Source organism: Rummeliibacillus sp. G93, assembly GCF_023515935.1.
GTDB classification, from domain to species: Bacteria; Bacillota; Bacilli; order Bacillales_A; family Planococcaceae; genus Rummeliibacillus; species Rummeliibacillus stabekisii.
The window spans coordinates 1182891-1206200 of record NZ_CP097314.1 but is presented as its reverse complement, the minus strand read 5'-3'; the positions used below and the strand labels follow the sequence as shown (position 1 = coordinate 1206200).

25 protein-coding genes are annotated in these 23310 nt (G+C 38.2%); 2 read left to right on the top strand and 23 right to left on the bottom strand.

Features of this window, described 5'->3' with window-relative positions:
• The first annotated feature begins 70 nt into the window (after positions 1 to 70).
• Positions 71 to 1903, top strand: a complete 1833-nt coding sequence (locus tag M2M59_RS05975) for an N-acetylmuramoyl-L-alanine amidase family protein (protein WP_249775751.1) — start codon at positions 71 to 73, stop codon at positions 1901 to 1903.
• Positions 1904 to 2062: 159 nt separating this feature from the next.
• On the opposite strand, the gene panD is transcribed toward M2M59_RS05975, so the two are convergent.
• From panD to dapB, 8 genes are all read right to left on the bottom strand, one after another.
• Positions 2063 to 2449: an aspartate 1-decarboxylase gene (gene panD, locus M2M59_RS05970; protein ID WP_066786117.1), complete on the bottom strand. Its 387-nt coding sequence runs from the start codon at positions 2447 to 2449 to the stop codon at positions 2063 to 2065.
• Positions 2450 to 2451: 2 nt separating this feature from the next.
• Positions 2452 to 3303 (bottom strand): pantoate--beta-alanine ligase, encoded by an 852-nt coding sequence (gene panC / locus M2M59_RS05965; RefSeq protein WP_147193927.1) that lies wholly within the window; start codon positions 3301 to 3303, stop codon positions 2452 to 2454.
• Positions 3300 to 4139, bottom strand: coding sequence for a 3-methyl-2-oxobutanoate hydroxymethyltransferase (gene panB, locus M2M59_RS05960; RefSeq protein ID WP_066786110.1), 840 nt, complete (start codon positions 4137 to 4139; stop codon positions 3300 to 3302). The genes panC and panB overlap by 4 nt, the downstream gene beginning before the upstream one ends.
• A gap of 213 nt (positions 4140 to 4352) precedes the next feature.
• Positions 4353 to 5336, bottom strand: coding sequence for a biotin--[acetyl-CoA-carboxylase] ligase (locus M2M59_RS05955; RefSeq protein WP_147193929.1), 984 nt, complete (start codon positions 5334 to 5336; stop codon positions 4353 to 4355).
• Positions 5320 to 6507, bottom strand: a complete 1188-nt coding sequence (locus tag M2M59_RS05950; RefSeq protein WP_249775750.1) for a CCA tRNA nucleotidyltransferase — start codon at positions 6505 to 6507, stop codon at positions 5320 to 5322. Before M2M59_RS05950 ends, M2M59_RS05955 begins: the two co-directional genes overlap by 17 nt.
• Positions 6500 to 7636: an N-acetyl-alpha-D-glucosaminyl L-malate synthase BshA gene (gene bshA / locus M2M59_RS05945; RefSeq protein WP_249775749.1), complete on the bottom strand. Its 1137-nt coding sequence runs from the start codon at positions 7634 to 7636 to the stop codon at positions 6500 to 6502. Before bshA ends, M2M59_RS05950 begins: the two co-directional genes overlap by 8 nt.
• A gap of 15 nt (positions 7637 to 7651) precedes the next feature.
• Positions 7652 to 8056 (bottom strand): methylglyoxal synthase, encoded by a 405-nt coding sequence (gene mgsA / locus M2M59_RS05940; RefSeq protein WP_147193936.1) that lies wholly within the window; start codon positions 8054 to 8056, stop codon positions 7652 to 7654.
• A gap of 14 nt (positions 8057 to 8070) precedes the next feature.
• Positions 8071 to 8868 (bottom strand): 4-hydroxy-tetrahydrodipicolinate reductase, encoded by a 798-nt coding sequence (gene dapB, locus M2M59_RS05935; protein ID WP_249775980.1) that lies wholly within the window; start codon positions 8866 to 8868, stop codon positions 8071 to 8073.
• A 215-nt stretch (positions 8869 to 9083) separates the two neighbouring features.
• Here dapB and M2M59_RS05930 point away from each other — a divergent pair, with 215 nt between their 5' ends.
• Positions 9084 to 9950: a YitT family protein gene (locus M2M59_RS05930; protein ID WP_066786098.1), complete on the top strand. Its 867-nt coding sequence runs from the start codon at positions 9084 to 9086 to the stop codon at positions 9948 to 9950.
• 72 nt (positions 9951 to 10022) lie between these two features.
• Here the strand turns inward: M2M59_RS05930 and M2M59_RS05925 are convergent, their stop codons facing one another.
• From M2M59_RS05925 to M2M59_RS05855, 15 genes are all read right to left on the bottom strand, one after another.
• Positions 10023 to 10718, bottom strand: coding sequence for a zinc metallopeptidase (locus M2M59_RS05925; RefSeq protein WP_370454631.1), 696 nt, complete (start codon positions 10716 to 10718; stop codon positions 10023 to 10025).
• A gap of 35 nt (positions 10719 to 10753) precedes the next feature.
• Complete coding sequence (locus M2M59_RS05920) at positions 10754 to 11362, bottom strand: lipoprotein heptaprenylglyceryl N-acetyltransferase LhaT (protein WP_249775748.1); 609 nt, start codon at positions 11360 to 11362, stop codon at positions 10754 to 10756.
• Between the two features lie 149 nt (positions 11363 to 11511).
• Complete coding sequence (locus tag M2M59_RS05915) at positions 11512 to 12279, bottom strand: menaquinol-cytochrome c reductase cytochrome b/c subunit (protein ID WP_066786093.1); 768 nt, start codon at positions 12277 to 12279, stop codon at positions 11512 to 11514.
• Positions 12280 to 12320: 41 nt separating this feature from the next.
• A complete protein-coding gene (gene qcrB, locus M2M59_RS05910) occupies positions 12321 to 12995 on the bottom strand; it encodes a menaquinol-cytochrome c reductase cytochrome b subunit (protein WP_066786091.1) in 675 nt (224 codons plus the stop codon).
• 21 nt (positions 12996 to 13016) lie between these two features.
• A complete protein-coding gene (locus M2M59_RS05905) occupies positions 13017 to 13520 on the bottom strand; it encodes a QcrA and Rieske domain-containing protein (protein WP_066786089.1) in 504 nt (167 codons plus the stop codon).
• Between the two features lie 265 nt (positions 13521 to 13785).
• A complete protein-coding gene (locus M2M59_RS05900) occupies positions 13786 to 14235 on the bottom strand; it encodes a DUF2487 family protein (RefSeq protein WP_249775747.1) in 450 nt (149 codons plus the stop codon).
• A gap of 47 nt (positions 14236 to 14282) precedes the next feature.
• Entirely contained in the window at positions 14283 to 14834 is a 552-nt protein-coding gene (locus M2M59_RS05895; RefSeq protein WP_066786083.1) for a ReoY family proteolytic degradation factor, read from the bottom strand.
• Positions 14835 to 14851: 17 nt separating this feature from the next.
• Entirely contained in the window at positions 14852 to 16105 is a 1254-nt protein-coding gene (locus M2M59_RS05890; protein ID WP_249775746.1) for a tetratricopeptide repeat protein, read from the bottom strand.
• A 130-nt stretch (positions 16106 to 16235) separates the two neighbouring features.
• Positions 16236 to 17531 carry a 3-phosphoshikimate 1-carboxyvinyltransferase gene (aroA, locus tag M2M59_RS05885; protein WP_249775745.1) on the bottom strand — a complete coding sequence of 432 codons (1296 nt, stop codon included), beginning with the start codon at positions 17529 to 17531 and terminating at the stop codon, positions 16236 to 16238.
• Between the two features lie 19 nt (positions 17532 to 17550).
• A complete protein-coding gene (locus M2M59_RS05880) occupies positions 17551 to 18648 on the bottom strand; it encodes a prephenate dehydrogenase (RefSeq protein WP_249775744.1) in 1098 nt (365 codons plus the stop codon).
• The gene (hisC, locus tag M2M59_RS05875; RefSeq protein ID WP_147193944.1) at positions 18645 to 19745 is read right to left on the bottom strand and encodes a histidinol-phosphate transaminase; all 1101 of its coding nucleotides are present in this window, start codon (positions 19743 to 19745) and stop codon (positions 18645 to 18647) included. The genes M2M59_RS05880 and hisC overlap by 4 nt, the downstream gene beginning before the upstream one ends.
• Positions 19746 to 19768: 23 nt before the next feature.
• The gene (gene aroH, locus M2M59_RS05870) at positions 19769 to 20131 is read right to left on the bottom strand and encodes a chorismate mutase (RefSeq protein WP_249775743.1); all 363 of its coding nucleotides are present in this window, start codon (positions 20129 to 20131) and stop codon (positions 19769 to 19771) included.
• Positions 20124 to 21218 carry a 3-dehydroquinate synthase gene (gene aroB / locus M2M59_RS05865; protein WP_249775742.1) on the bottom strand — a complete coding sequence of 365 codons (1095 nt, stop codon included), beginning with the start codon at positions 21216 to 21218 and terminating at the stop codon, positions 20124 to 20126. The genes aroH and aroB overlap by 8 nt, the downstream gene beginning before the upstream one ends.
• A 2-nt stretch (positions 21219 to 21220) precedes the next feature.
• Positions 21221 to 22402, bottom strand: a complete 1182-nt coding sequence (gene aroC, locus M2M59_RS05860) for a chorismate synthase (RefSeq protein WP_147193949.1) — start codon at positions 22400 to 22402, stop codon at positions 21221 to 21223.
• Positions 22403 to 22538: 136 nt separating this feature from the next.
• Complete coding sequence (locus M2M59_RS05855; protein WP_147193951.1) at positions 22539 to 23309, bottom strand: CheR family methyltransferase; 771 nt, start codon at positions 23307 to 23309, stop codon at positions 22539 to 22541.
• Position 23310: the final 1 nt, after the last annotated feature.

The window sequence follows — 23310 nt, the reverse complement described above, 5'->3', positions numbered from 1 at the left end:
TATTAAACTATCAAAAAAGTTGTAGTTTTTTATGACTTTTCATCTTACAATGTAGAAAAGGAGGAAAAACATGGATACTAATAATCGAAAGAAAGCGACCATTGTCACACTTTGCTTATTGCTAGTGTTTTCATTATTTGCAGTCATACCAAAAGCAGAAGCTGCTACAGTAAAATTGAAGGTGACAGCGAATGCTTTAAATGTACGAAATGCACCAACTACGTCTAAATCACGTGTCCTTTTTAGCATCAAAAAAAATACTGTTGTCACCAAATTAACCAAAAAGGGTTCATGGTATAAAGTAAAGTACAAAAATAAAACAGGTTGGGCTTCAGCTACTTATTTAAAAGTGGTCAAGCAGACACTACAGCCTCTTAGCAATACAACAAAAGTAGTTTTATCCAAAACAAATGACCTAAACATTCGCAAGAGTAACACTACTTCTTCTACAATAGTTGGAAAAATGCAAAAGGGAGAAAGTGCAACCTATAAGGCTAAAAAAGGCGATTGGGTACAAATTAGTAAAGGATCTATTACTGGGTGGGTAAGCGCTGCTTATGTAACTATTTCTACTAAACCTTCTCTGACAGCAGCTGCAGCTAATTATTATTTCGCGGTGACAGCAAATTCTTTATCTGTACGTGCTGAACCTTATGCCGATTCTAAGCTGCTCACTTATGTAAAAAAGAATGAATCTCTTTTAATTTCACGAATTGCCAGCAATGGGTGGATTGAGGTTACTTATAAAACAGGAAAAAAAGGCTGGGTACTTTCAAAATACGGCAAACAGCAAAAGAAAGAACCAATTACAAATTCTGTTACAATTGTTGTGCCTGAACAAACAACTTACTACTATATTACAGAGCCAACAGGTCTCACGATACGTAACAGTTATAGTGTGAACGCAAAATCACTTGGACAAACTATACCCAATGAAACTAAGGTACAAATCTTAAAGCAAGCTAGTAACGGATGGATTTATGTAAAATATAACGATGTAGAAGGATGGATTAACGGGAGCTCATACTATGGATTTGCTTCAATTGAAAATATTTCATTTACATCAAGCATACCATCTAAGACTTCTTACTTCGTAATGAAAGCTGATACATTGAATATTCGTTCACTGCCTTCTACAGTGGCACCTACATTAGGAAAAGCTTCAAAAGGCAATTACTTTAAAATCTTACGTATTTCAAGCAACAATTGGGTACAGGTTCAATATAATTCAAAACAAAAAGGCTGGATCTCAGCGAATACTAGCTCTAGTACCATTACAACAAAAAAACCAACAACTTCTGTATCGAACCCTTTAAAAGGCTCGCTAACAGGGTTGAAAATTGTAGTAGATGCAGGCCACGGTAAACAAGATTCCGGTGCTGTCGGCAATGGAGTCTATGAAAAAACATTGAATCTATATGCAGCACGCGCTGTCAGAGACGCAATCCAAGCAGTCGGTGGTACAGTTTCTATGACACGTAATAGTGATAATGAATTTTTGACACTGGATCAACGTTCGTTCTATGCTGCAAAGGTCGGAGCCAATGCCTTTATCAGTGTTCATCATAATTCTGGTCCTGCAGCAGCAAGTGGTTATGAAAGCTACTATACATCATCTGCTAAGGTTTCTAGCTATAACTTTGCAAAAATAATTAACGATGAAATTACGAAAGCCATAAAAGATGAATATCCAAATTACAATATTCGGAAAGCAAACAATAGCGCGCTTAAAGATAAAAGTCTTCAAGTAACACGCGTGAACTCGGTTGTATCTATTCTCTTAGAGCTTGGTTTTGTTTCCAATAAGGATGACGTCAAGCTTGTGAACACAGATGATTTCCGCGAAACTGTTGCAGAAGGTGTTGTAAATGGGCTTTTAATCTACTTTGGTCGTAACAAGTGATAAAACGAAAATGGAATAGCATATAAAAAACCGAACTATAGTGCGATTATCATCACACTTGTTCGGTTTTTATTTATCTTTGAATTCAAATTCTATTAAAATTATTATTATTTTGTTTTGAAAGGGACGAATTTTGTTTTATCCGATCCTCTTTATATATTAAACGATAACCGTAGCTTCTGGTTCATGCTGAAGCATTTGTTTAATTTGATTGTGCTCATTTAAAATGGCAACTGCTGGTTTATGATTCAAAGCTTCTTCTGCTGTCATATAGCCATAAGCGATAATAATAACTATATCTCCCGGTTGCACGAGCCTAGCAGCAGCACCGTTTAAGCATATAACTCCTGAACCACGCTCTCCAGCAATAGTATACGTTTCAAAACGAGCCCCGTTATTGTTATTTACAATTTGTACTTTTTCGTTTGGCAAAATGCCGACTGCTTCCAATAAATCTTCGTCAACTGTGATGCTGCCGACATAATTCAGATCAGCTTGTGTCACTGTTGCACGGTGTAATTTAGATGTCATCATCATTTTTAACATTTTTATATCTCCTCAGTAGAAAAAAGAATATTATCAATTAAACGCACTTCTGAAAAATAAACAGCAGCAGCGATGATTAATTTTTCCGTATTCGCCTGTACTTCCTGCAAATCCGGATAGCTCCAGACTTCTATATAATCAATCCGGCCGCTTGTATTAGCATGGATATATTCTTTTGCTGTTTCAATGGCTTGTTTTTTATCTTGATGTTGTAAGAAATCTTGTTTTGCCAAAAGTAACGCTTGTTGAATGAAAGGGGCTTCTTTTCTTTCCTCACTTGTTAAGAAAACGTTACGAGAGCTTTTGGCTAGGCCGTCTTCTTCTCGCACAATCGGCACATTGCATATTGTAAGAGGGAAAAAGTAATCCCTTGCCAGCATTTCAATTAGCGCTAACTGTTGTGCATCCTTCTGACCAAAATATGCATTTGTTGGTTGCACAATATGGAACAACTTCGTCACAATTTGCAATACTCCATTAAAATGGCCCGGTCTGCTCGCGCCGCATAATATAGATGTAGCAGGCCCTGCAGCAAATTGAATTCCGCCATCTGTTCCATACATCTCTTCCACTGAAGGAGCAAATAAATAATCTACTCCAGCCTTCTCTGCTATTTCTCGATCCCTTTCCAGATCCCTAGGATAGCTTTCGTAATCTTCATTGGGACCGAATTGAGTAGGGTTTACAAAATCACTCAACACCACTATTTCATTATCTCTTCTTGCTGCATCAATCAGTGATATATGCCCCTCATGCAAATACCCCATCGTTGGAACTAATGCCACGCTTTTATGTGCAGAGTGAAACTCTTTTAGCTCTTCTTGCAATCCTGCAACTGTTGATATTACTTTCATCTTTTTATGCCTCCATACAATTCATCTATCGTCTCTTCAGACATAGTAAATTGATGTTTAGGAGCCGGAAATTCATTGTTTTTTACAGCATTGCAAAATGAAGTGATACCCTTGCTTATTTCTGAAGCAACATCTGCATATGTCTCTACGAACTTTGGCAAATGATGATTGCCATATCTTAATACATCATGATAAACAAGCACTTGCCCATCGACATCGCGTCCAGCCCCAATTCCGATTGTCGGTATGCGTAATTCTTGCGTAACAATTTCAGCTAATTGATGCGGTACACATTCCAAAACGAGAGCAAATGCTCCCGCCTCCTCTAATGCTTTGGCATCTTGGATTAATTTTTTGGCAGCTTCAGCATTTTTACCTTGTACTTTAAATCCGCCTAAAATAGCAGCAGACTGCGGCTGCAATCCAAGGTGCCCCACAACTGGTATACCTGCATTAATCATTCTTTTGATAGAAGGGAGTAACATCCCTGCCCCTTCTACCTTTAAGGCATTTGCACCTGTTTGCTGAAATAAGCGTACTGCATTTTTCAAGGTTTCTGTCTCATCGCCATGGTAACTGCCAAATGGCATATCAACTACGATAAATGTATCTCTTGCTCCATTACGTGTTGCTTTTCCATGATGGATCATATCTTCCATCGTCACATTGACTGTAGAATCGTAGCCTAGTACCACCATCCCAAGCGAATCACCAACCAATATCATATCGACTCTGCTGCTTTCCACAAGCTGTGCAGAGGGATAGTCATAGGCCGTAATCATTGTGATTTTCTCGTTCATTTCTTTCATTTTGATAAAATCCGTTGTCGATTTCATTATTTTTCCTCCTTTTTGAAGAGGAAGAAAACAAAACCCTTCTATCTTAAAGGATAGAAGGGCAGAATTTTCGTAAAGCAATCGTTTTCTTCCGTCCCTGTCTAGTCGATCAAGGCAGATCAATTATTGTAATAGTGTCGTTTTGGAGGTACAGTTCCGAGTTGGATACTGTCCTAGACTCACTATAACAAGTTCTATAACAATTGCCAATATTTATTTTTCTAATTCAATGTCAGCTGAGATAATTTCTTTTATAGTTCCATCATCTAACAGCAATTGCAGGACACCATCTTTTGTTATACCGACAGCCTTGCCTATAAATGTTTCACGGAGAGTTGTTGCTTTAATTCGATTGCCGATTGTGCAAGAATTCTTTTCCCACAATGTTTTTATTTTCTCAAAACCTTCAGCTACATATTGCTTACTGAACGCTTCCATATAATAAAGAATTTTTGCTACAAGCGCCGCCCGATCAATTTCTTTACCAAGTGATATACGTAAAGACGTAGCAATCGACGCAATCTCTTCACCAAAATCTTCTTGCTGGTGATTAACATTTATGCCGATCCCCATAATAATCGCATTAACTCTATCGGGATCTGCTTGCATTTCAGTCAATATCCCTGTACATTTCATGCCATTAATCAGCAAATCATTCGGCCATTTTATAGCAGGGCTAACGCCTGTTACATCAAAAATAGCATATGTAAGAGCGACTGCAGCCACCAATGTAAATTGTGGTGCTTGATAAGGTGCCACATCTGGCCGCATAATAATGCTCATCCAGATTCCTTTTCCTTTTTGAGACTTCCACTCACGCATGAGCCTGCCTCTACCTTCAGTCTGTTCTTCACAAATTACTAATGTCCCATCAAGGGCTCCCTCTTGTGCTAACTGATGAGCAATTGTTTGCGTAGATGTCAGCGATTCTTCATAAATAATTTCTCTGCCAAAGCGCTTTGTTTCCAAAAGTGCTTTTATTTTTGATGGGTCAAGGGTATCCGGGCTTTTCTGCAATAGATAGCCTTTTTTACGTGTTGCTTCAAACTCATAGCCCTCTTCTTCTAACTGTTTCATATACTTCCATACCGCTGTACGTGAAATTTGGAGCTCATCTGCCAATTGCTGGCCGGAAATGGGCTTATCTTTTGCAGCTAATAAACGCTTTACAATTTCATATTTAATGGGTGTGTTCACGCAAAAACCATTCCTTTATCTGTTCAGTACTGTTAGACAGCCGATTTTCAAGAATTTCATTTAAAATCCTATTCAGCATTTCTTTTAGCCAAGGCCCACCTCTTTGACCGCTCCACTTTATTAGGTCTTGTCCACTCACTGCCAATTCTTGTTGGGACTGAATCGCTAAGCTACTTTTGATCTGGACTATGTCATACTGAGATGCAGGAGCCTTTACATTCTTGTTTAATTGGCAAGCAAACTCATATGCCGTTTCTAAAATATCTACATCATAGTCAAAGTAATTCCTTTTAGTCCATCCACCATCATTTAGCAATTGAAATGCTTCAACTACTGCTTTAACATATTTCTTTTCACTATTCGAACATTTTAATTGCGACAATATTGAAGCATCGTGATTAGGTTGTAAAAGAGTTAAAAATGCCCACCCTTTTACAGATTTTCCGTTAGGCTTAAAGCATCCCCAAGCCTCATAATGGCTATAATCCCCAGGCAGAAATTGTGACAGACTGCTATTTGAAATATGAAGAAATGCATTTTTCGGATAGCGGCTTATAAAGATTTTATCGAACTCTTGTTTTAAACGTTCCTTGGCAATAAAGCATATGTCTTCCGCCTGCTGTTTAATAGCCTCCAACGTATTGATTTCAATCTGGAACCCTAATTGTGCACTAAACCGTATGGCACGGAGCATTCTTAAAGCATCTTCCTTAAACCGCTTTGTTGGTTCGCCCACCGCTCGGATGATACGTCGTTCCATATCTTCCTTGCCACCATATAAATCAATGATTTCTTCATGGATGGTTAAAGCCATTGCATTAATAGTAAAATCGCGTCTTTTCAAATCTTCAGAGAGGGATGAGACAAACTTTACTTCATCTGGTCGTCTGTGATCCTGATACTTCCCTTCAGTACGATAAGTCGTTACTTCAATAGGGCTGAGCTTATGAATGACTAGCACGGTACCATGCGCAATCCCAACATCTGCTGTATTCGAAAAAAGTGCCTTCACTTCTTCAGGGTGTGCATTTGTTGCAACATCTACATCATGTACCAAATGCCCTCGCAGTAAATCCCTTACAGCACCACCTACAATGACAGCTTCATAGCCATGGTTAATTAATGTTTCCATTACATTAAAGGCTGCTTTCCAGGATTTCTGCTCATACATTTTTCTTTGCCACCTTTTCATAAAGCGCTTCATATTGTTCCACAATATGAGTAGAATGGAAATTTTGCTGGGCTGTTGCAATCGCATTTTCTTTGAATTGACGGTGTTTTTCTTCATCTTGCAACAATTGAGCTGCATATTCTGCAGCTTTTTCTACATCTGCTAAATCAACTATATACCCATTTTCGCCATGTGAAATGACTTCTGGTATACCACCAATATTCGTTCCTATGCCTGGCACGCCACAAGCCATCGCTTCCAACAGAACAAGACCAAATGCTTCTTTCTCAGACATAAGCAATTTTAAATCACTTATAGCATAAAGCTCTGATAGGTTTTCTTGCTTTCCTAAAAAGAGGATATCGTCCGCGAATGGTCCCTTTTTGATCTCATGCATAATCTTGCTCTTCTCAGGCCCATCGCCTACCAATAACAATTTTGCTGGCATTTTTTCTCTTACTTTTAAAAATGTTTGAATAACGTCCGGCACATGTTTGACTTTCCGGAAATTCGAAACATGAATCAGCACTTTCTCATCTTCCTGAATACCAAACTCTTTTTTGAGGACTGTGCAGTCTTGTGGTTTATATTCTCGTTCATCTACAAAATTATAGATGGTCTCAATCGGTTTAGTCGTATCAATTAATTCATATGTCTGTTGCTTTAAAGAATTGGATACAGCCGTGACAATATCCGATTTTTCTATGCCGTATTTAATAGCACTTGTTAATGCTGTGTCATATCCCAAAACGGTAACGTCTGTACCATGTAAAGTTGTGACGATTCCTACATTTTCTCCAGCCATATCCCTTGCTAAAGCCGCACATACTGCATGTGGGATAGCATAGTGAACATGAAGCAAGTCAAGTCCCTCACTTTGAATAACATCTGCCATCTTGCTCGCTAAAGCAATTTCATATGGGGGATATTGAAATACAGGATAATTGCTGACTTGTACTTCATGGTAAAAAATATTTGAATACATTTTATTTAATCTAAATGGCATGCTTGAAGTAATGAAATGTATTTCATGGCCTCTTTCAGCTAGCATTTTTCCGAGTTCTGTTGCCATAACACCAGAACCTCCAACAGTCGGATAACATGTGATTCCGATTTTTAATTTTTTCATCCGACCACAACCTTTCTAATCTTCTTGATGTTGTATTAAACGCCAATCCATAAATCCTTCTTGAAGTCCTTTAATTAATACTTCTGCTGTCCCCATGTTGGTCGCTAAGGGGACCTGATACACATCACTTAACCTCATTAAGGCAGAAACATCAGGCTCATGCGGCTGTGCAGTTAGCGGATCGCGAAGGAAGATTATCATATCCATTTCATTGTTAGCGACCATTGCTCCGATTTGTTGATCTCCACCTAAAGGACCTGAACGAAATCGGGTAATGTTGAGCCCTGTCGCTTCCATAATACGTTTACCCGTTGTACCTGTTGCAAACAACTCATGTTGTTGCAATATAGGACGATAAGCTGTCGCAAATTGTATGATATCTTCCTTTTTCTTATCATGTGCAATTAAAGCTATTTTCAATTGCCACACCCCTTTTATAGAATATTTTCAAGTCCATATACAAACTGGTTCAATTCCAGTACTTTTTCAATTGATAAGGTTAAGCCTGTCATAAAGGAATTGCGGTCAAACGAATCATGTCTTATGGTTAACAATTCCCCTGTGCCACCGAATAATACTTGCTGATGGGCAACTAATCCAGGCAGCCGCACACTATGTATACGCATGCCATCAAAATCGGCTCCGCGAGCTCCTTCTAATGTTTCACGCTCAGCCTCAGCTCCTTGACGGTGCGCCATACGATTTTCTTTAATCATCTGCGCGGTTTTTAGGGCTGTCCCTGATGGCGCATCCAATTTACCATCATGGTGCATTTCAATAATTTCTGTATCAGGAAAATAGGACGCAGCCATCTGAGCAAACTTCATCATTAAAACTGCCCCAATAGAAAAGTTTGGAGCAATAATGCAACCAATGCCTGCACTTTCTGATAAATACCTTAATTCTTGTAATTGGCTCTCCGTAAATCCAGTTGTGCCAACAACAGGCCGCACACCAGCAAAAAGTGCTGCCTTGGTATGTATAAATCCTGCTTCTGGTACAGTCAAATCAACGAAAACATCTGCTTGTACCGTTTCAAATAATGTTTGTATTGATGAAAAGACAGGAACACTATAAGTGGCGTCAAATTCCTGATACTGTGCTAAATTGGGAGCAATATTTTTATAATCAAACACAGCTACTAATTCCATCTTATCATCTCTCATTACAGTATGTACTGCATTTTGACCCATTTTGCCTCGGGGGCCTGCAATTGCAACTCGGATTACCATTTTCATCGTCCTTTCTCATTTCTACCATATATTTTATCTATTGTAGGCTTCTAGTTGAAAAAAACTTGGAAATACATGATAATATATTCTTGTGTTGATTTTTAGGTATTTCTACTAATAATGTAACATCTATTTGCCTTAATTACGATAAAGGACAATTATTTTTGTACATTTAAAGCTATTATATTCTATAACAAAAAGATGAGGTGAAGCTTATGCCAAAAATTAAAGTTAAAAATACATTATTTATTATTTTAGGCGCAGCATTATTCAGTTTCGGTTTTGTCCACTTTAATATACAAAACCATTTAGGTGAGGGCGGTTTTAATGGTATAACGTTAATTCTTTATAATGTATTAGGATGGGATCCAGCAATACTCAATTTAGTTTTAAATATCCCCATGTTTGTCATAGGATGGAGAATCCTTGGCAAAAAAACTTTTGTTTATACAATTATCGGAACTGTTTCGGTATCAGTATTTTTAAAAGTTTTCCAAATTTATCAATTCCCTATCGACTTGCACGATGATATGTTTTTAGTGGCGCTATTCGCCGGCGTATTCCTAGGCGCTGGTCTCGGCATCATTTTCCGTGTTGGGGGTACAACTGGTGGAGTTGATATTATTGCAAGGCTTGCAAATAAGTTTTTCGGATGGCCGATGGGTAAAACTATGTTTATGTTTGACGCTATCGTCATTATTTTATCTTGGTTAACATACTTGGATGCACGGTCTGTTATGTATACGCTAGTCTGTGTGTTTATCACCGCACAAGTAATCGATTTTGTACAAGAAGGTGCATACGCTGCGAAAGGTGCATTCATTATTTCTAAAAATAGTGATGAAATTGCAGCAAAAATTACTAAACAAATGGATCGTGGTGTTACTTTCCTAAAAGGTTATGGCTATTATACAAAAGAAGACCGAGAAGTTCTCTATTGTGTAGTGGCAAGAAATGAAATGTTTAGGCTAAAAAGCATTGTACTATCAGTAGATCCGCATGCATTTGTATCAGTTTCTGAGGTTCATGATGTAAGTGGTGAAGGTTTTACACTCGATAATCAAAAAAATCCGCTTGAATAATACAATTACATGCATATTAAAAAAAGCGAAGGGCCTAAAATGGCCCTTCGCTTTTTTTACTCGATCTTCAAATTAATCATCATTATTATTGCCCATGCCTGTATAAATGAGCAACAAACGCAATAACTCCATAACAGCTGTAGCAGCTGCTGCTACGTAGGTTAATGCTGCAGCACTTAAAACCTTGCGCGCATGAGGTTCTTCTTCATTTCTTATAATCCCTAAGTCCACTACTTGATGCATTGCTCGTCTTGAAGCATCAAACTCTACTGGCAACGTTACAATTTGGAAAAGCACACCAACTGCTAATAATACGATGCCGACTAACATTAATTGATGCATCGCGGTACTAAACATACCAATCATAATGAAAATCCATGAAACATTGGATGAAATATTAGCTGCAGGAACCAATTTAGAACGTAGCGTCAAGAAAGCATATGCTTCTTTATGTTGAATTGCATGGCCGCATTCATGAGCAGCTACAGCCGTACCTGCGACTGATGCATAATCATAGTTATCTGCTGAAAGAGCTACTGTTTTGCTCGTAGGATCATAGTGGTCTGATAGGACACCTTCTGTTCTTACTACACGAACATTGCTCAATCCATTGTTATCCAATATAGTTCTTGCTACTTCTGCACCTGTCATGCCAGAAGTAGAGCGTACTTCAGAATAACGCCGGTAGGTTTTCATTACTTTTCTCTGCGCATAAAGCGGCAGTAACATTAGTACAAGAAAATAAACGATATACATCGCTATTGACAACTAAACCATCCTCCTAATACTTACTTAATACTATTTTAATGGTTGTCGATTTCACTATCAAATAAAAACCTTTTTTTCATGGACCAATATGCAAGCGCAATACATAAAATGGATAACCAAAAAGTAAAGTAGCCAATCTGTGCAATATAATCAGATAGCATACTATAAATAGGCATTTGGCCAAACACATAGTCAATGATGACATCATGCAATGTCCAAGCTCCCGCAATAGCCACATGGATTAAACGAAACTTATATTTCGGGATATACAGAACACCTTGTACTGCCATAGCAAAATGAGAAATCACAAGCATCCAGCCATCGTAGCCGATTGATCCTAATTGTTGTAATGCCAACAGGTTCATTACTACAGCCCAAAGTCCGTATTTTACCAATGTAATCAATGCCAAAGCCTCTATTAAACGAAAGTGTTTCCCGAATAACCAGAATATAATGGCTATAGAGAAAAACAATGTAGCAGTAGGGCTATCAGGCACAAAAATTCTAAATATCGGCTTTGAATCAGCCAATTGACTACCATACCAAATATATCCGCCAATTGTTCCCAAAACGTTCACAACCAATAGTATCCATAAAAAGGCTTTGTGTGTTAAATACTGCCATATAATAAAACTAAACTTCATGTTGTCCTCCTGGTTATTTCCTTCATTCTTTATTTTGTATGTAATATTACTGTATATGTATTGCTTTCTGATTTCCCTTAATTGTTGTCATAACAGAATCTCATTTACTGTAGAAAAAAAGAGCCAGTTTCCTGACTCTTCTCTCCATATTATTCAGCTTTTAATTCAGAAATGAATTTAGCTAATTTCTGTAAATCTTCATCTGAACCTTTATATTGTCCAGGTGGCATACCGCCTTTACCTTCATGAGCGATTTTTGCAATCTCATCAGGAGATAAACCAGTATTTGTCAGGTTTGGACCTGCTCCACCTTGAAGTTTATCACCATGGCAGTTAATACAAGATTGTTTTGCATATACTTTATAGCCAGGGTCTTCTTGGTCAATTTCAACTTCTTTCACAATTTGACCTTGCTTCTTAGCAGCAGCCCAGTCATGGTTTACAACAGATTCCCAAGTTAGGTAAACCATAGAAGCTAGCGCTAATAGCATAAATGCTACTGGAAGTGGGCGTTTAAGCGGTTTGCGTTCAGGACCTCTATCTAAGAATGGAGCTAACATTAAAGCACCAATTGCGATAGCAGGCACTACAATTGCACCAATTGTATTATAAGGGCCTGAAGCATATTCATATTTAAGTAATTGGTATAAGAATAAGAAATACCAGTCTGGCATTGGAATGTAACCTGTGTTTGTTGGATCCGCTTGTCCTTCTAGTGGCGACGGATGGGCAACAGTCAAGATTAAATACCCAACTAAGAATACAGCACCAACCATCCACTCTTTTAATAAGAAGTCAGGCCAGAACGGTTCTGTTTTGCCAGGATATTCGGAATAATCGGGTGGGTAAACGCTTTTATTGTTCTTTTCTTGAACACGCGAATCCCCTACGAATTTCATTCCTTTTCCTTTATGCATTTTGTCCCCTCCTTAAGGAAATATTAATGGCATTGTAAATCTTACAATGGGCCAGATATCCCTTGTCTACGAATCATGATAAAGTGAGCTGCGAGCAGTGCAAGTAAGCCTGCTGGCAAGAAGAATACATGAATCGCAAAGAATCTAGTTAGTGTTTGAGCACCGATGATTGTTGCATCACCAGCTAATAAGATTTTTATAAGTTCACCAATAAACGGTACTGATGCTGCAATTTGAATACCTACTTTAGTAGCAAATAATGCTTTCATATCCCAAGGAAGCAGGTAACCTGTAAAGCCAAGGCCTAACATTACACAGAAGATTAGAACCCCAACGATCCAGTTCAATTCACGAGGTTTTTTATATGAACCTGTGAAGAATACCCGTAATGTATGAAGGAACATCATAACTATTACGAGAGAAGCGCCCCAGTGGTGCATACCACGCACGATTTCACCGAATGCTACCTCATTTTGGAGATAGTAAACTGATTTCCAAGCATTTTCAATATCCGGTACATAGTACATTGTTAAGAACATACCTGATAAGATTTGAATAACAGTAACGAAGAACGTTAACCCCCCGAAACAATATACGAATGCAGAGAAATGATGTGCAGGGTTTACGTGCTCTGGAACTTCATGGTCGGCAATATCACGCCAAATCGGTGTAATATCTAGGCGTTCATCGACCCAATCATAGATTTTATTAAGCACTGACGTCGTACCCCCTTACAATTATACTAATGTGTTTGCTCTTGTTTTTCCGATCATTACTAGACCGTCTTTTACTTTTACTTCAAATTCGTCTAACGGACCAAGTGGCGGTGTACCCGGAATATTTTTACCGTTTTTCTCGTAACGACCTCCGTGGCATGGGCAGTAGAATTGGTTTTTAAATTCTGGGCTGCCGTTCCAGTTGACAGTACAACCTAAGTGTTTACATACAGGTGAAAGTGCGATAATTTTATCGCCATCTTTATAAACCCACGCTGTATCTGTAACATCAGATTTGTACCAAGCGTCAACTTGCTCGAACTTAAAATCAACTTTTACAGGAGTTTCTGATAGCTCTGATGCTTTTTTATCAGTCATTACAAAATCTCCGCCAGCTTTCTTTTCTAGAACTGGGTCGATTGCAAAGCGAGCCATTGGCATAAGCATACCTGCTGCCATAAAACCACCAACACCTGTTAGTGTATAGTTCAAAAATTGACGTCTTGTGACACGATTGTTACTCATCCTTTTCCCCCCTCTAACTTCAGGTCAGTCCAATGGACAAACTTATACAAAATAGTAATACTAGGACATATCTATGATATATCAAGTAAAATGTTAGGTCAATAACGCTTTCAATTGTTTTAGACAGTTTTGTGAACATTTATCGAAAAAAGTGAAAGTTCAAATTGTTGATAACCTTCCTGTATACTATTGCTCTTAATCTGACAGTCCTTCATAATCCTGTTATAAAACAGCAGTTTAGGCTATTAGCATTTAGTATACAATTTTATTGATTTGACCATTTAGCCGATAACATTGGAATAACTTGTCGTAATTGGTCGCTAAGCACTTGTTGTCTAACTTTTTGATCCATATCGCTTAAAGGTATGGACGGCAACCACAAAACATCCTTTTCCGGCGCTAATTGTGTCCATTCATGATCACTTGTAATGAAGAAAACATATGTAAAACCGCTCGCTACTAACTCGTCATGCATAGCCGCTATCAATTCTTTTCTGTTTAAAGATTTGGTATATGTAACAGGTGAAGTTAATACAACCCTTCCTTTAAATTGCTGTTCCAGAAAATTTGTTAACGACATTAAGAATTCTGCCCCAGATGCACTCTGTTTTATACCTATTTCTGTTCCTTCTAACAAAACTAATGGAACGATTGCTGTATCTATAAATTGTTTATTCTTTAAAAATTCATCTATATCCTTGCTTGTCCAAAACATACTAACTCCTCCTCAAGATAAAACTTCATCCAAAAAGGATGAAGTTTTTATTTTTCTTCATTTTTTATTATATTTAATAGTGCAGATAACTTATAAAACTTCTCTTTGTCGTTCTGGTCTAGTGCTTCATCAATTTGTTTTAGAACAGCTTCCTCTTGAAAAGTTTTCATACTATCTTGCAAAATTTCCTCCGCCAACTGCCGATCCGACTCGCTGATTTGCAAATAATTTGGCATAAAAGGATTTTCCTCTAGTACTGTTAAGTATTCGCGGCTCGGCGGAACTTTAGGGAAGTTTAATTGAATGTACATTTCTTCGTTTGGGTGAAGCCTTAAATCGTGAAAGGATTTTTCTGCGTCTGCAGTCATGATGTTCTCACGGTAAAATCGGAATGGGATACCTGAGGAATCAGTTGTAGACATTACCATTGCTCTTGGACAGTAATGTGCTTCTTCTACAAAATGAATGCGTTCTAATAATTCATCATGGCCCAGCAGATAGTTTAAAATCCATACACATTCACGTCGTTTCATTTGGTATTTTTTTAAAAACCAACGAACAAATTCTTTTTTGTCCAAGACAGAAACGGATGCCGTCATTTTGCATGGGTCTCCTCTCATTCAAAAGTTTGTAAAAGATCTTGCCAAGCCGGTTCATCTGGCTGTAATGCTACCAACTGCCGAGCGACTTGCTGTGCTTCCATACGCTTACCATCTTCAATTAGGAAATAAACGTATTTTTCGAGGAACAGTGGATCTTCCTTGTGTTCAGTATATGCTAACTTATAAAATTCGTATGCACGTTTGAAGTTTTCTAATCGATCATATGAGAGAGCGGCAAACGCAGACAGCGACGACCAATCAAAATCATCTTTTTCAAGCTGTTCAATTAATTCGACTACCTCTTCATCTCTTTCTTCGTTGGAAAGTATGGATACGAGTGTAAGGATAGCTTCCATATACTCACTATCTAATGCAATCGCTTGGCGCAAATATTGCTCGGCCTCATTTGGTAAATTATTTTTCAATGACATTTTGCCTGCGAACAAATATAGTTCTTTATCATATTCATCACGCATTATTCCCTCTTTTATTACTTCTAAAGCTTTTTTGTTGTCTTCTAACATAGCATGACTTTGAGCAAGCAATAAGTATGCGGAAAAATAGTCTGGATCCAGTGTTTTTAAATCTTCTGCATAGCGAATAGCAGTTTCATACATTTGACATTGAAAAGCAGAATACGCAGCGCCAAATAATAAATCTGGAGAAGTTTGATTTTCTAGTGCTTGCGTATAAAATTCATATGCCTCTTCAAATGCACCGCCAGCTCTATATACTTCAGCTAATCGTTCAACCAATCTCACACCAGCAATTTCTTCTGTACCTTTGTTTATTGAATGATAAAGCCTAGCTGCTTCACTGAAGCGTCCTATTTCCATTAAAAGCTCAGCTTTCGCAAATTGGAGAAGTGGCTCATCCGGCAATATTTCCAATGCTTCATTTATACGTTGCTCTGCGACTTCATATAAACCTTGCATTTGATAATAATCGGCTAAAGCAAGTAGGACCTGTGGATATTCTGGTTCTTCTTTACCGATAGACATTAGGTATTCAAGTGCTTGATCTTCTTCGCCACGCTCCATTAAAAGAGTGGCCCTATCAATCTTAAGCTGAACCTCATCTGGGAAAACATATTGTAAATGTTCCAATAGTTCATCTGCTTCATCTAAAAATCCGAAATTAATCAGTAGACCTGCAATCTCATATTGCATATCGGGATTAACTTTTAATAACACGTCTCCAAGCAAAGCTTGAATTTCTTTTAAATCCCCTTGCTGAATCACATCTATCATTTTTTTTTCAATATCCATATTGTCACCTGTTTTAACATTAATTTTTAAATCCTGATATATAACTTAGTTTCTACAAATAAATAAGGATTCATTCTAATGCTACATGAGTGTCTCTTTTGGTACAAGAAAAAAACATTTTTCGTATTAATTATCGTGATTGTAAAATAGTCTCTAAATCTTCGAAGAAGTTCGGATAGGACACTGCAATGCAGTCGCTATCATCTAACTGAATAGCTCCTTCAGTTATCAATGCTGCGGTTGCACCCATCATGCCTATACGATGGTCCCCATATGTTTGAAGCGATGCGCCATGGAGTAGTTTTCCTCCTTGGATAATCATGCCATCTTCTGTAGCTTCTATATCTGCTCCAAGTTTTTTTAATTCAGATACAACAGCAGCAATTCTGTCTGTTTCTTTGACTCTTAGTTCTGCTGCATCCCGAATAATCGTCTTTCCTTGCGCTTGTGTAGCTAAAAGAGCAATAATTGGAATTTCATCGATTAATAATGGAATTAAGTCCCCGCTAATCGTTATGCCATTTAAAGTAGATGTGCTAATTGTAATTGTTCCTCTAGGCTCATAAGCATGGTCATCTACGTTGGAAACCTCGATATCTGCACCCATTTCTTGCAGCACAGTGAGAATGCCTGCCCGCGTCGGGTTTAGCCCAACATTATGAAGTATAACTTTGCTATTTTTTGCAAGTGCTCCTGCTACTAAAAAGAAGGCGGCTGATGAGATGTCACCGGGCACTTCAACATGAGCTGGGATGAGGTCTTGGCCGCCTTTATATGAAATTGTTCCATTTTCAGCTATAATTTCTGCGCCAAACTGTCTTAGCATTCTCTCTGTATGATCACGGGTTAAACCCTTCTCATAAATGGTAGTTGTTCCGCGTGCATGCATTGCTGCAAGCAAAATAGCAGATTTCACTTGAGCGCTAGCGACTGGCATTGTATATTCAATTGCTTGCAATGGATTACCCTTGATTGCTAGCGGAGTATACTGGCCATTCTCTCTGCCATTAATTTGCGCTCCCATCAAGCGTAAAGGATCTATCACTCGTCTCATTGGCCTCTTCCCAATAGAAGCATCGCCATTCAAGACAGTGTGTAATTTGGAACCAGCTAATATCCCTAACATCAAACGGGTTGTCGTCCCTGAGTTGCCTGTATCCAGGATGTCTGTCGGTTCTACCCAATCGGCCATCCCCTTGCTTTCAATCACAACATTCGTGCCTTCTACTTCTATCTTAACACCGAGTTTTCGAAAACAATCGATAGTGCTCAAACAATCATTGCCCAGCAAAAATCCGCTAACTGTCGTGCGTCCTTTCGCCATACTACCGAACATAATCGCTCGATGTGAGACCGATTTATCCCCCGGTATACTCAATTCTCCATGCAAGCTTGGTTTATGATAGTCTAAATTCATTTGATTCATAATCAAAACACCTGCCTCTTTATCTTATATAAACATCGTACTGGGTACGGCGCTTAATACAACTTGCTGCTTTTCCGCGATCTTCTTCGTTTTGAAAACTAACCACAAGGATACCATATACGTCTTCTCGTGTTTCTATAATACGAATATTTGTAATGCTGATCTGTTCTTCTGCAAAATAAGCAGTAATTTCTGCAATGCTACCTGGGTAATCAGGGACATCAATTGATAAATCATATGTAGAAAATAAAGCCCCTTTTGTACTCGGAAGCTGATCTCTATATTCTTTTGCATCGAAAAAAAACATTTCAATTTCATCCGCGTTGCCCGTTTCAAGAACCTCTTTTACTTTAGCCATTTCCTTTTGCCAACTAGTCAATTGAGCAAGTATCTGAATTCGATTTTGCATTGTGATATCACGCCATAACTTCGGGTTTGAAGAGGCAATCCTTGTGAGGTCTCTGAATCCTCCAGCCGCTAACATTTTTGTAGTTTGGTTTTGCGTGCTTTCTTCTTTTAATTGATTCACTAATGAAGCTGCCACAATATGAGGGAAATGGCTCACTACAGCTGTCATTTGATCGTGAGATGCTGCTGATACAGTTAAGAGCTTGGCCTTTGTATAAGAAAGTATTTCTTTTAACCTTTGTATTGTTGCTTCCTCTTCACTTTCTAGAGGTGTCAGCAAATAATAGGCGTTTTCAAATAAATATGGCTTTGCAGCTGAGATGCCACTTTTATGCGAGCCCGCCATCGGATGCCCGCCAATAAAAGTTATTCCTAATTTCCTTAGTTCACACGCTTTTTTCATAATTAATGTTTTTGTGCTACCTGTATCCGTAATAATTACATTTTTCTTTAGTGGCCAGTCCTTTATTAGGTCTAGCCAGTTTAACGTAGCATTTACAGGTGTTGCAAATAGTATTATGTCAGCTCTTTCTGATGTACTTTTAGGATCCAATGTTCCTTCCTGGATAATATTTAATTCTAAGGCGGCATCAGTATTCTTTTCGTTTATATCATAGCCAATCACATGTAGATTAGGGGACTTCCGTAATGAAACCGCAACGGAACCGCCAATTAATCCTAAACCGACAATGAGAATAGTTTTCTTCATATAGCAACGCCTTGGTCTTTAAGGACATCTGTTAACTGTCTCAAGAAGCCTTCATTCTGTTCTTGCGTACCAATCGTCACCCGTACATACCCTGGTACGCCAAGTACATTGCCGCTTCTTACAATATACCCTTTTTCCATTAGTCTTTGGAAGACTATATCACTGTCAGTCTTCACTTCCATTAAAATAAAGTTAGTATCTGAAGGATAAAAATGAAGATTATGCGCTGTACAGAATTTCTCTATTAGCTGTTTACCCTTTTCATTTTCACTTCTGCACATATCAATGAAGGATTGATCCTCAACTGCTACACTTACTACGGCTTGACTTAATACAGTAGTGTTAAATGGTCCTCTAACAGGTTCCAATTTAGCAATAATCGGTTCTGAAGCCATTCCATAGCCAACTCGGAAAGAGGCTAATCCATAAGCTTTAGAAAATGTACGTAGGATAAGTAGATTAGGATATTCATCTATATACGAAAGCGTATTTCTGTATGTAGGGTTTGTTATATATTCAAAATAAGCTTCGTCTAGGACCACTAATACATCCTGAGGAACCTTGTCAAGAAATGCTGTAAGGGCACTGTCATCAATCACAACCCCTGTTGGATTGTTTGGACTGCATAGCCATACGACTGCTGTCTCATGATCTATCTGTTCAAACATCTCTACTAAGTCATGAGTACCGTCTTTCAAAGGAACCTCGCGTACTTCTGCTCCTTCAATTCTTGCATTTAATGCGTACTGTGAAAAAGTCGGCTTTGCCATTACTGTATTAACCCCTGGACGAAGAAGCGATCTTGATATAATGCTAATTAATTCGTCAGACCCATTGCCAAAAATAAGCTTTCGACCACTAACACCTAAATGCTCTGAGATGGTTGACCGCATATCAGTTGCTGCTCCATCTGGATATAAAGCAAAGTTGAATGCTTCTTTTGCTAAGAATTCTTGCACCTTGGGCGAACAGCCATATGGATTTTCATTTGAAGCAAGCTTATGAATAGTGCTTAGTCCGAATTCTTTCTGAACTGCTTCAATCGACTTTCCTGGCTGATATGCTTTTAGCCCCTCAATTTCTTTCTTCCATTTCATTGCACTCTCTCCTTCTATATCTATTATTTTGTCAAATCTGGTCTTAATTTTACAGCCTCATTCAGATAGATGTGCTTAATTTCATTTTGCGGGACAGTTGTATTCACATGTACTAGTACTCGAATACATAAGGGAAGCCCGTTTGGCACATTCATCTCATGTGTACACATAACGGGAACATACTCCCATTTCGGAAGTGACCGTATAGCTTTAGCAGGAAAAGCTGAAACGATATCTGCAGTTGTAGAAATAATCACTGATGCAACATTCTCCGGAAGCACCTCATTATCCTTTATTATTCGCTCCATTAAATTCTTTGTTTCCTGCATTACTAATGCTGGATTATCATAAGCGATTGTACTGGCGCCTCGTATTCCTCTAATCATATGATACCCCCTCTATTAATTCTCTTAAAAGAAGATCTGTTTCTTGACACTCACTACGGGATATTCGCTGAGTGAATGGTTTACCGATATCCTTTAAAAGTACAAACTGCAGTTCACCATCTTCAGCTTTTTTATCCTTTTGCATAAACTCAAATAATTCATCAAAACTAAAATTAGCAACAGATTCTACAGGATATTTATTACGTATAGCAAACAAAAGAAATTCTTTCGTAAATGAGCGTGATATTTGACCATACTTTTCGCTTAGCAATAAAGCATATACCATACCGATCATCACCGCTTCGCCGTGCGTTAATTTCCCAAAGCCAAATGCTGCTTCTAGTGCGTGGCCGTATGTATGGCCAAAGTTTAAAAATTTTCGTACGCCATGTTCTTCTTCATCTTGGGCTACTATATTTGCCTTTACACGAATCCCCTGTTCTAAATAGCCCATCGTTTTCTCTTCATCTAGATTGAACATTGGCGGAAGCTCCATTAATTCCTGTAACCAGACCATGTCAGAAATAAGTGCATGTTTTACCACTTCAGCCATTCCTGATCTTACCTCTTGTGCTGGCAAGCTTTTTAAAAATTCAATATCGAATATGACACCTTCTGGTTGATAAAAGGTTCCTATCATATTTTTGCCTAAAGCATGATTTATCGCAGTCTTTCCTCCTACTGCGCTATCGTGGGCAAGAATGGTCGTAGGCAATTGAATGATCGGAATTCCTCTCATAAAAGTGGAAGCAACAAAGCCTGTAAGATCGCCAACCGCTCCTCCACCAAAAGCAAACAGCATTGATTTACGTGTACACTTTTGTTCTAACAAAAATGTCTGTGCGGCTAAGTATTGCTCAAATGTTTTGCATGCTTCTCCGCCTGGCAAAACAAATACAGAGAACGGAAAAGGGAAACTTTTTGTAAATGCATCTTTATATATTCGCCAAACATTTTCGTCCGTAAATACAATTACCTTGTCCCTTTCTACGATGAATTGTTGATACGTTTTTATAGCTTCTTCAAAGTCTCCCTGACCTATATACACATTATAGCTACGGGAGGGAGTATGAATTGGAATTTTCATCACTAAAACTCCTTCATTATTTTTCTCATCTCATTTATTTGGTCTTTTAATTGGCCAAGCTGGTCGCTATGGAAATGTTCAACGATAGCTTTTGCTATTTCGAAAGCTACAACATGTTCTGCCACAACTGAAGCAGCAGGTACAGCACAACTATCGGAACGCTCGACACTTGCCTTAAAAGCTTCCTTAGTATCAATATCAACACTTTGAAGGGGTTTATATAATGTCGGAATAGGCTTCATTACTCCACGAACTACGATTGGCATCCCAGTAGACATACCACCTTCTAGACCACCTAAGTGATTGGTTCTCCTTGTGTATCCCTCTTCAGGACTCCAGAGAATTTCATCATGCACTTCGCTCCCTTTTAAATGAGCCATTTCAAAACCAAGACCAAATTCCACTCCTTTAAAGGCATTGATGCTCATCATAGCCGCAGCTAATTTACCATCCAATTTACGGTCATAATGGACATACGAACCGATTCCAGCTGGTACACCTTCTACTATAACTTCTACAACGCCGCCAATCGAATCTCCCGCTTTTTTAGCTGCGTCAATTGCTTCTACCATCTTAATAGAAGCATCATGATCTACACAATAACATGGATCATTTTCAATGATTTGACGAATTTCATGAACTGTTTTATTCATCGTCGTTTCAGGATTTGCAATGACACCACCGATTTCTGTTACATGCGATACAATATGGATGCCTAATTCATTTAGTAAAACTTTTGCTACAGCGCCAACTGCTACACGCACAGTCGTTTCTCTTGCCGATGAGCGTTCTAATACATTTCTTAAGTCTCTATGTCCGTATTTAATGCCGCCTACTAAATCTGCATGTCCTGGGCGTGGTCTCGTAATTTTTCTTTTAATCTCATCTGGGTTTATATCTTCTGGCAAAGGGTCCGCACCCATAATTTTTGTCCAGTGTTTCCAATCATCATTTTTGACAATTAGCGCAATCGGCGACCCTAACGTCTTGCCATGTCGAACACCTGAAGCAATCTCTACAGTATCTGTTTCTATTTGCATGCGGCGCCCTCTTCCATGGCCACCTTGTCGACGTTTAAGTTCTTTATTAATCTGTTCTGTTGTTAGCTCTAATTGGGCTGGTATTCCTTCGATAATAGTAGTTAATTGTGGTCCATGCGACTCTCCTGCTGTTAAATAACGCATATACTTTCCCCCTTCAACTCGTTAAAGTGTATGTTTTTCACTATAACATATTTTAACTCAAAAAAGCATGAACAGACGGATAAATTTGTGATTAATAAAAAGAGCGCCTTCCGTATAAAACGAAAGCGCCTTCAACTTATGCCTTGCTATAAAAAAATGTATCTTCAATATCAAACGAATATTTAGATGGATTAAAGATTTGCTCTGTACTACCAACAAATAATACTCCACCTGGTCGAAGCGCTTTACTAAAATTTAGGTATATTTGATCTTTTGCTTCTTCTGTAAAATAGATCATTACATTGCGGCACACAATCAAATCATAATTTTGTTCATATGGATCTTTGAGCAAGTTATGTTTGCGGAAGGTCACTGTCCGTTTTATTTCATCTTTCACTTGGTAGAACATCCCGTTTTTCACAAAATACTTTTCTTTAATGGCTGTAGGTACCTCTGCTAGCGACCGTTCTGGATATATCCCAGTTTTTGCTTTTGCTATTGCATTTTCATCAAGGTCAGTTGCTATAATTGAAATCTGCGATAAAGGAAGATAGTTTGATAAGACCATAGCGATAGTATATGGTTCTTCTCCCGTTGAGCAGGCTGCACTCCATATTTTTAGTTTTCTATTCTCTTTTAACAATCTTGGAAATATCTTATTTTGGAGAACTTCCCACCGTTTGCCGTTACGATAAAACTCAGATACATTTATTGTCATTCGATCTAAAAATTCATTTAATAATTGTTGATCTCTTTCAATTCCCTTATAAAAATCATTGAAATTTTTAAATCCTCTTTTTTCATATAGGGATGTTAATCTTCTTTTCATCTGGGCTTCTTTATATAAAGCCAAATCAATGTTTGTTTTGCGTTTAATATTTGTGATAAATCCTTCATAATCCGTCATA

Coding starts and splice junctions, on each gene's coding strand:
- bshA (WP_249775749.1), bottom strand. CDS start 7,636: ATGAAAAAATTAAAAATCGGAATCACATGTTATCCGACTGTTGGAGGT.
- aroC (WP_147193949.1), bottom strand. CDS start 22,402: ATGCGTTATTTAACAGCAGGAGAGTCGCATGGACCACAATTAACTACT.
- hisC (WP_147193944.1), bottom strand. CDS start 19,745: ATGAAATGGAAGAAAGAAATTGAGGGGCTAAAAGCATATCAGCCAGGA.
- aroA (WP_249775745.1), bottom strand. CDS start 17,531: ATGAATCAAATGAATTTAGACTATCATAAACCAAGCTTGCATGGAGAA.
- panC (WP_147193927.1), bottom strand. CDS start 3,303: ATGAAAGTAATATCAACAGTTGCAGGATTGCAAGAAGAGCTAAAAGAG.
- panD (WP_066786117.1), bottom strand. CDS start 2,449: ATGTTAAAAATGATGATGACATCTAAATTACACCGTGCAACAGTGACA.
- M2M59_RS05950 (WP_249775750.1), bottom strand. CDS start 6,507: ATGTATGAGCAGAAATCCTGGAAAGCAGCCTTTAATGTAATGGAAACA.
- M2M59_RS05905 (WP_066786089.1), bottom strand. CDS start 13,520: ATGAGTAACAATCGTGTCACAAGACGTCAATTTTTGAACTATACACTA.
- dapB (WP_249775980.1), bottom strand. CDS start 8,868: ATGGTAATCCGAGTTGCAATTGCAGGCCCCCGAGGCAAAATGGGTCAA.
- aroB (WP_249775742.1), bottom strand. CDS start 21,218: ATGAAAATTCCAATTCATACTCCCTCCCGTAGCTATAATGTGTATATA.
- M2M59_RS05975 (WP_249775751.1), top strand. CDS start 71: ATGGATACTAATAATCGAAAGAAAGCGACCATTGTCACACTTTGCTTA.
- M2M59_RS05890 (WP_249775746.1), bottom strand. CDS start 16,105: ATGGATATTGAAAAAAAAATGATAGATGTGATTCAGCAAGGGGATTTA.
- M2M59_RS05855 (WP_147193951.1), bottom strand. CDS start 23,309: ATGACGGATTATGAAGGATTTATCACAAATATTAAACGCAAAACAAAC.
- M2M59_RS05915 (WP_066786093.1), bottom strand. CDS start 12,279: ATGCATAAAGGAAAAGGAATGAAATTCGTAGGGGATTCGCGTGTTCAA.
- M2M59_RS05930 (WP_066786098.1), top strand. CDS start 9,084: ATGCCAAAAATTAAAGTTAAAAATACATTATTTATTATTTTAGGCGCA.
- M2M59_RS05920 (WP_249775748.1), bottom strand. CDS start 11,362: ATGAAGTTTAGTTTTATTATATGGCAGTATTTAACACACAAAGCCTTT.
- M2M59_RS05895 (WP_066786083.1), bottom strand. CDS start 14,834: ATGACGGCATCCGTTTCTGTCTTGGACAAAAAAGAATTTGTTCGTTGG.
- panB (WP_066786110.1), bottom strand. CDS start 4,139: ATGAAATCGACAACGGATTTTATCAAAATGAAAGAAATGAACGAGAAA.
- M2M59_RS05900 (WP_249775747.1), bottom strand. CDS start 14,235: ATGTTTTGGACAAGCAAGGATATAGATGAATTTTTAAAGAATAAACAA.
- aroH (WP_249775743.1), bottom strand. CDS start 20,131: ATGATTAGAGGAATACGAGGCGCCAGTACAATCGCTTATGATAATCCA.
- M2M59_RS05880 (WP_249775744.1), bottom strand. CDS start 18,648: ATGAAGAAAACTATTCTCATTGTCGGTTTAGGATTAATTGGCGGTTCC.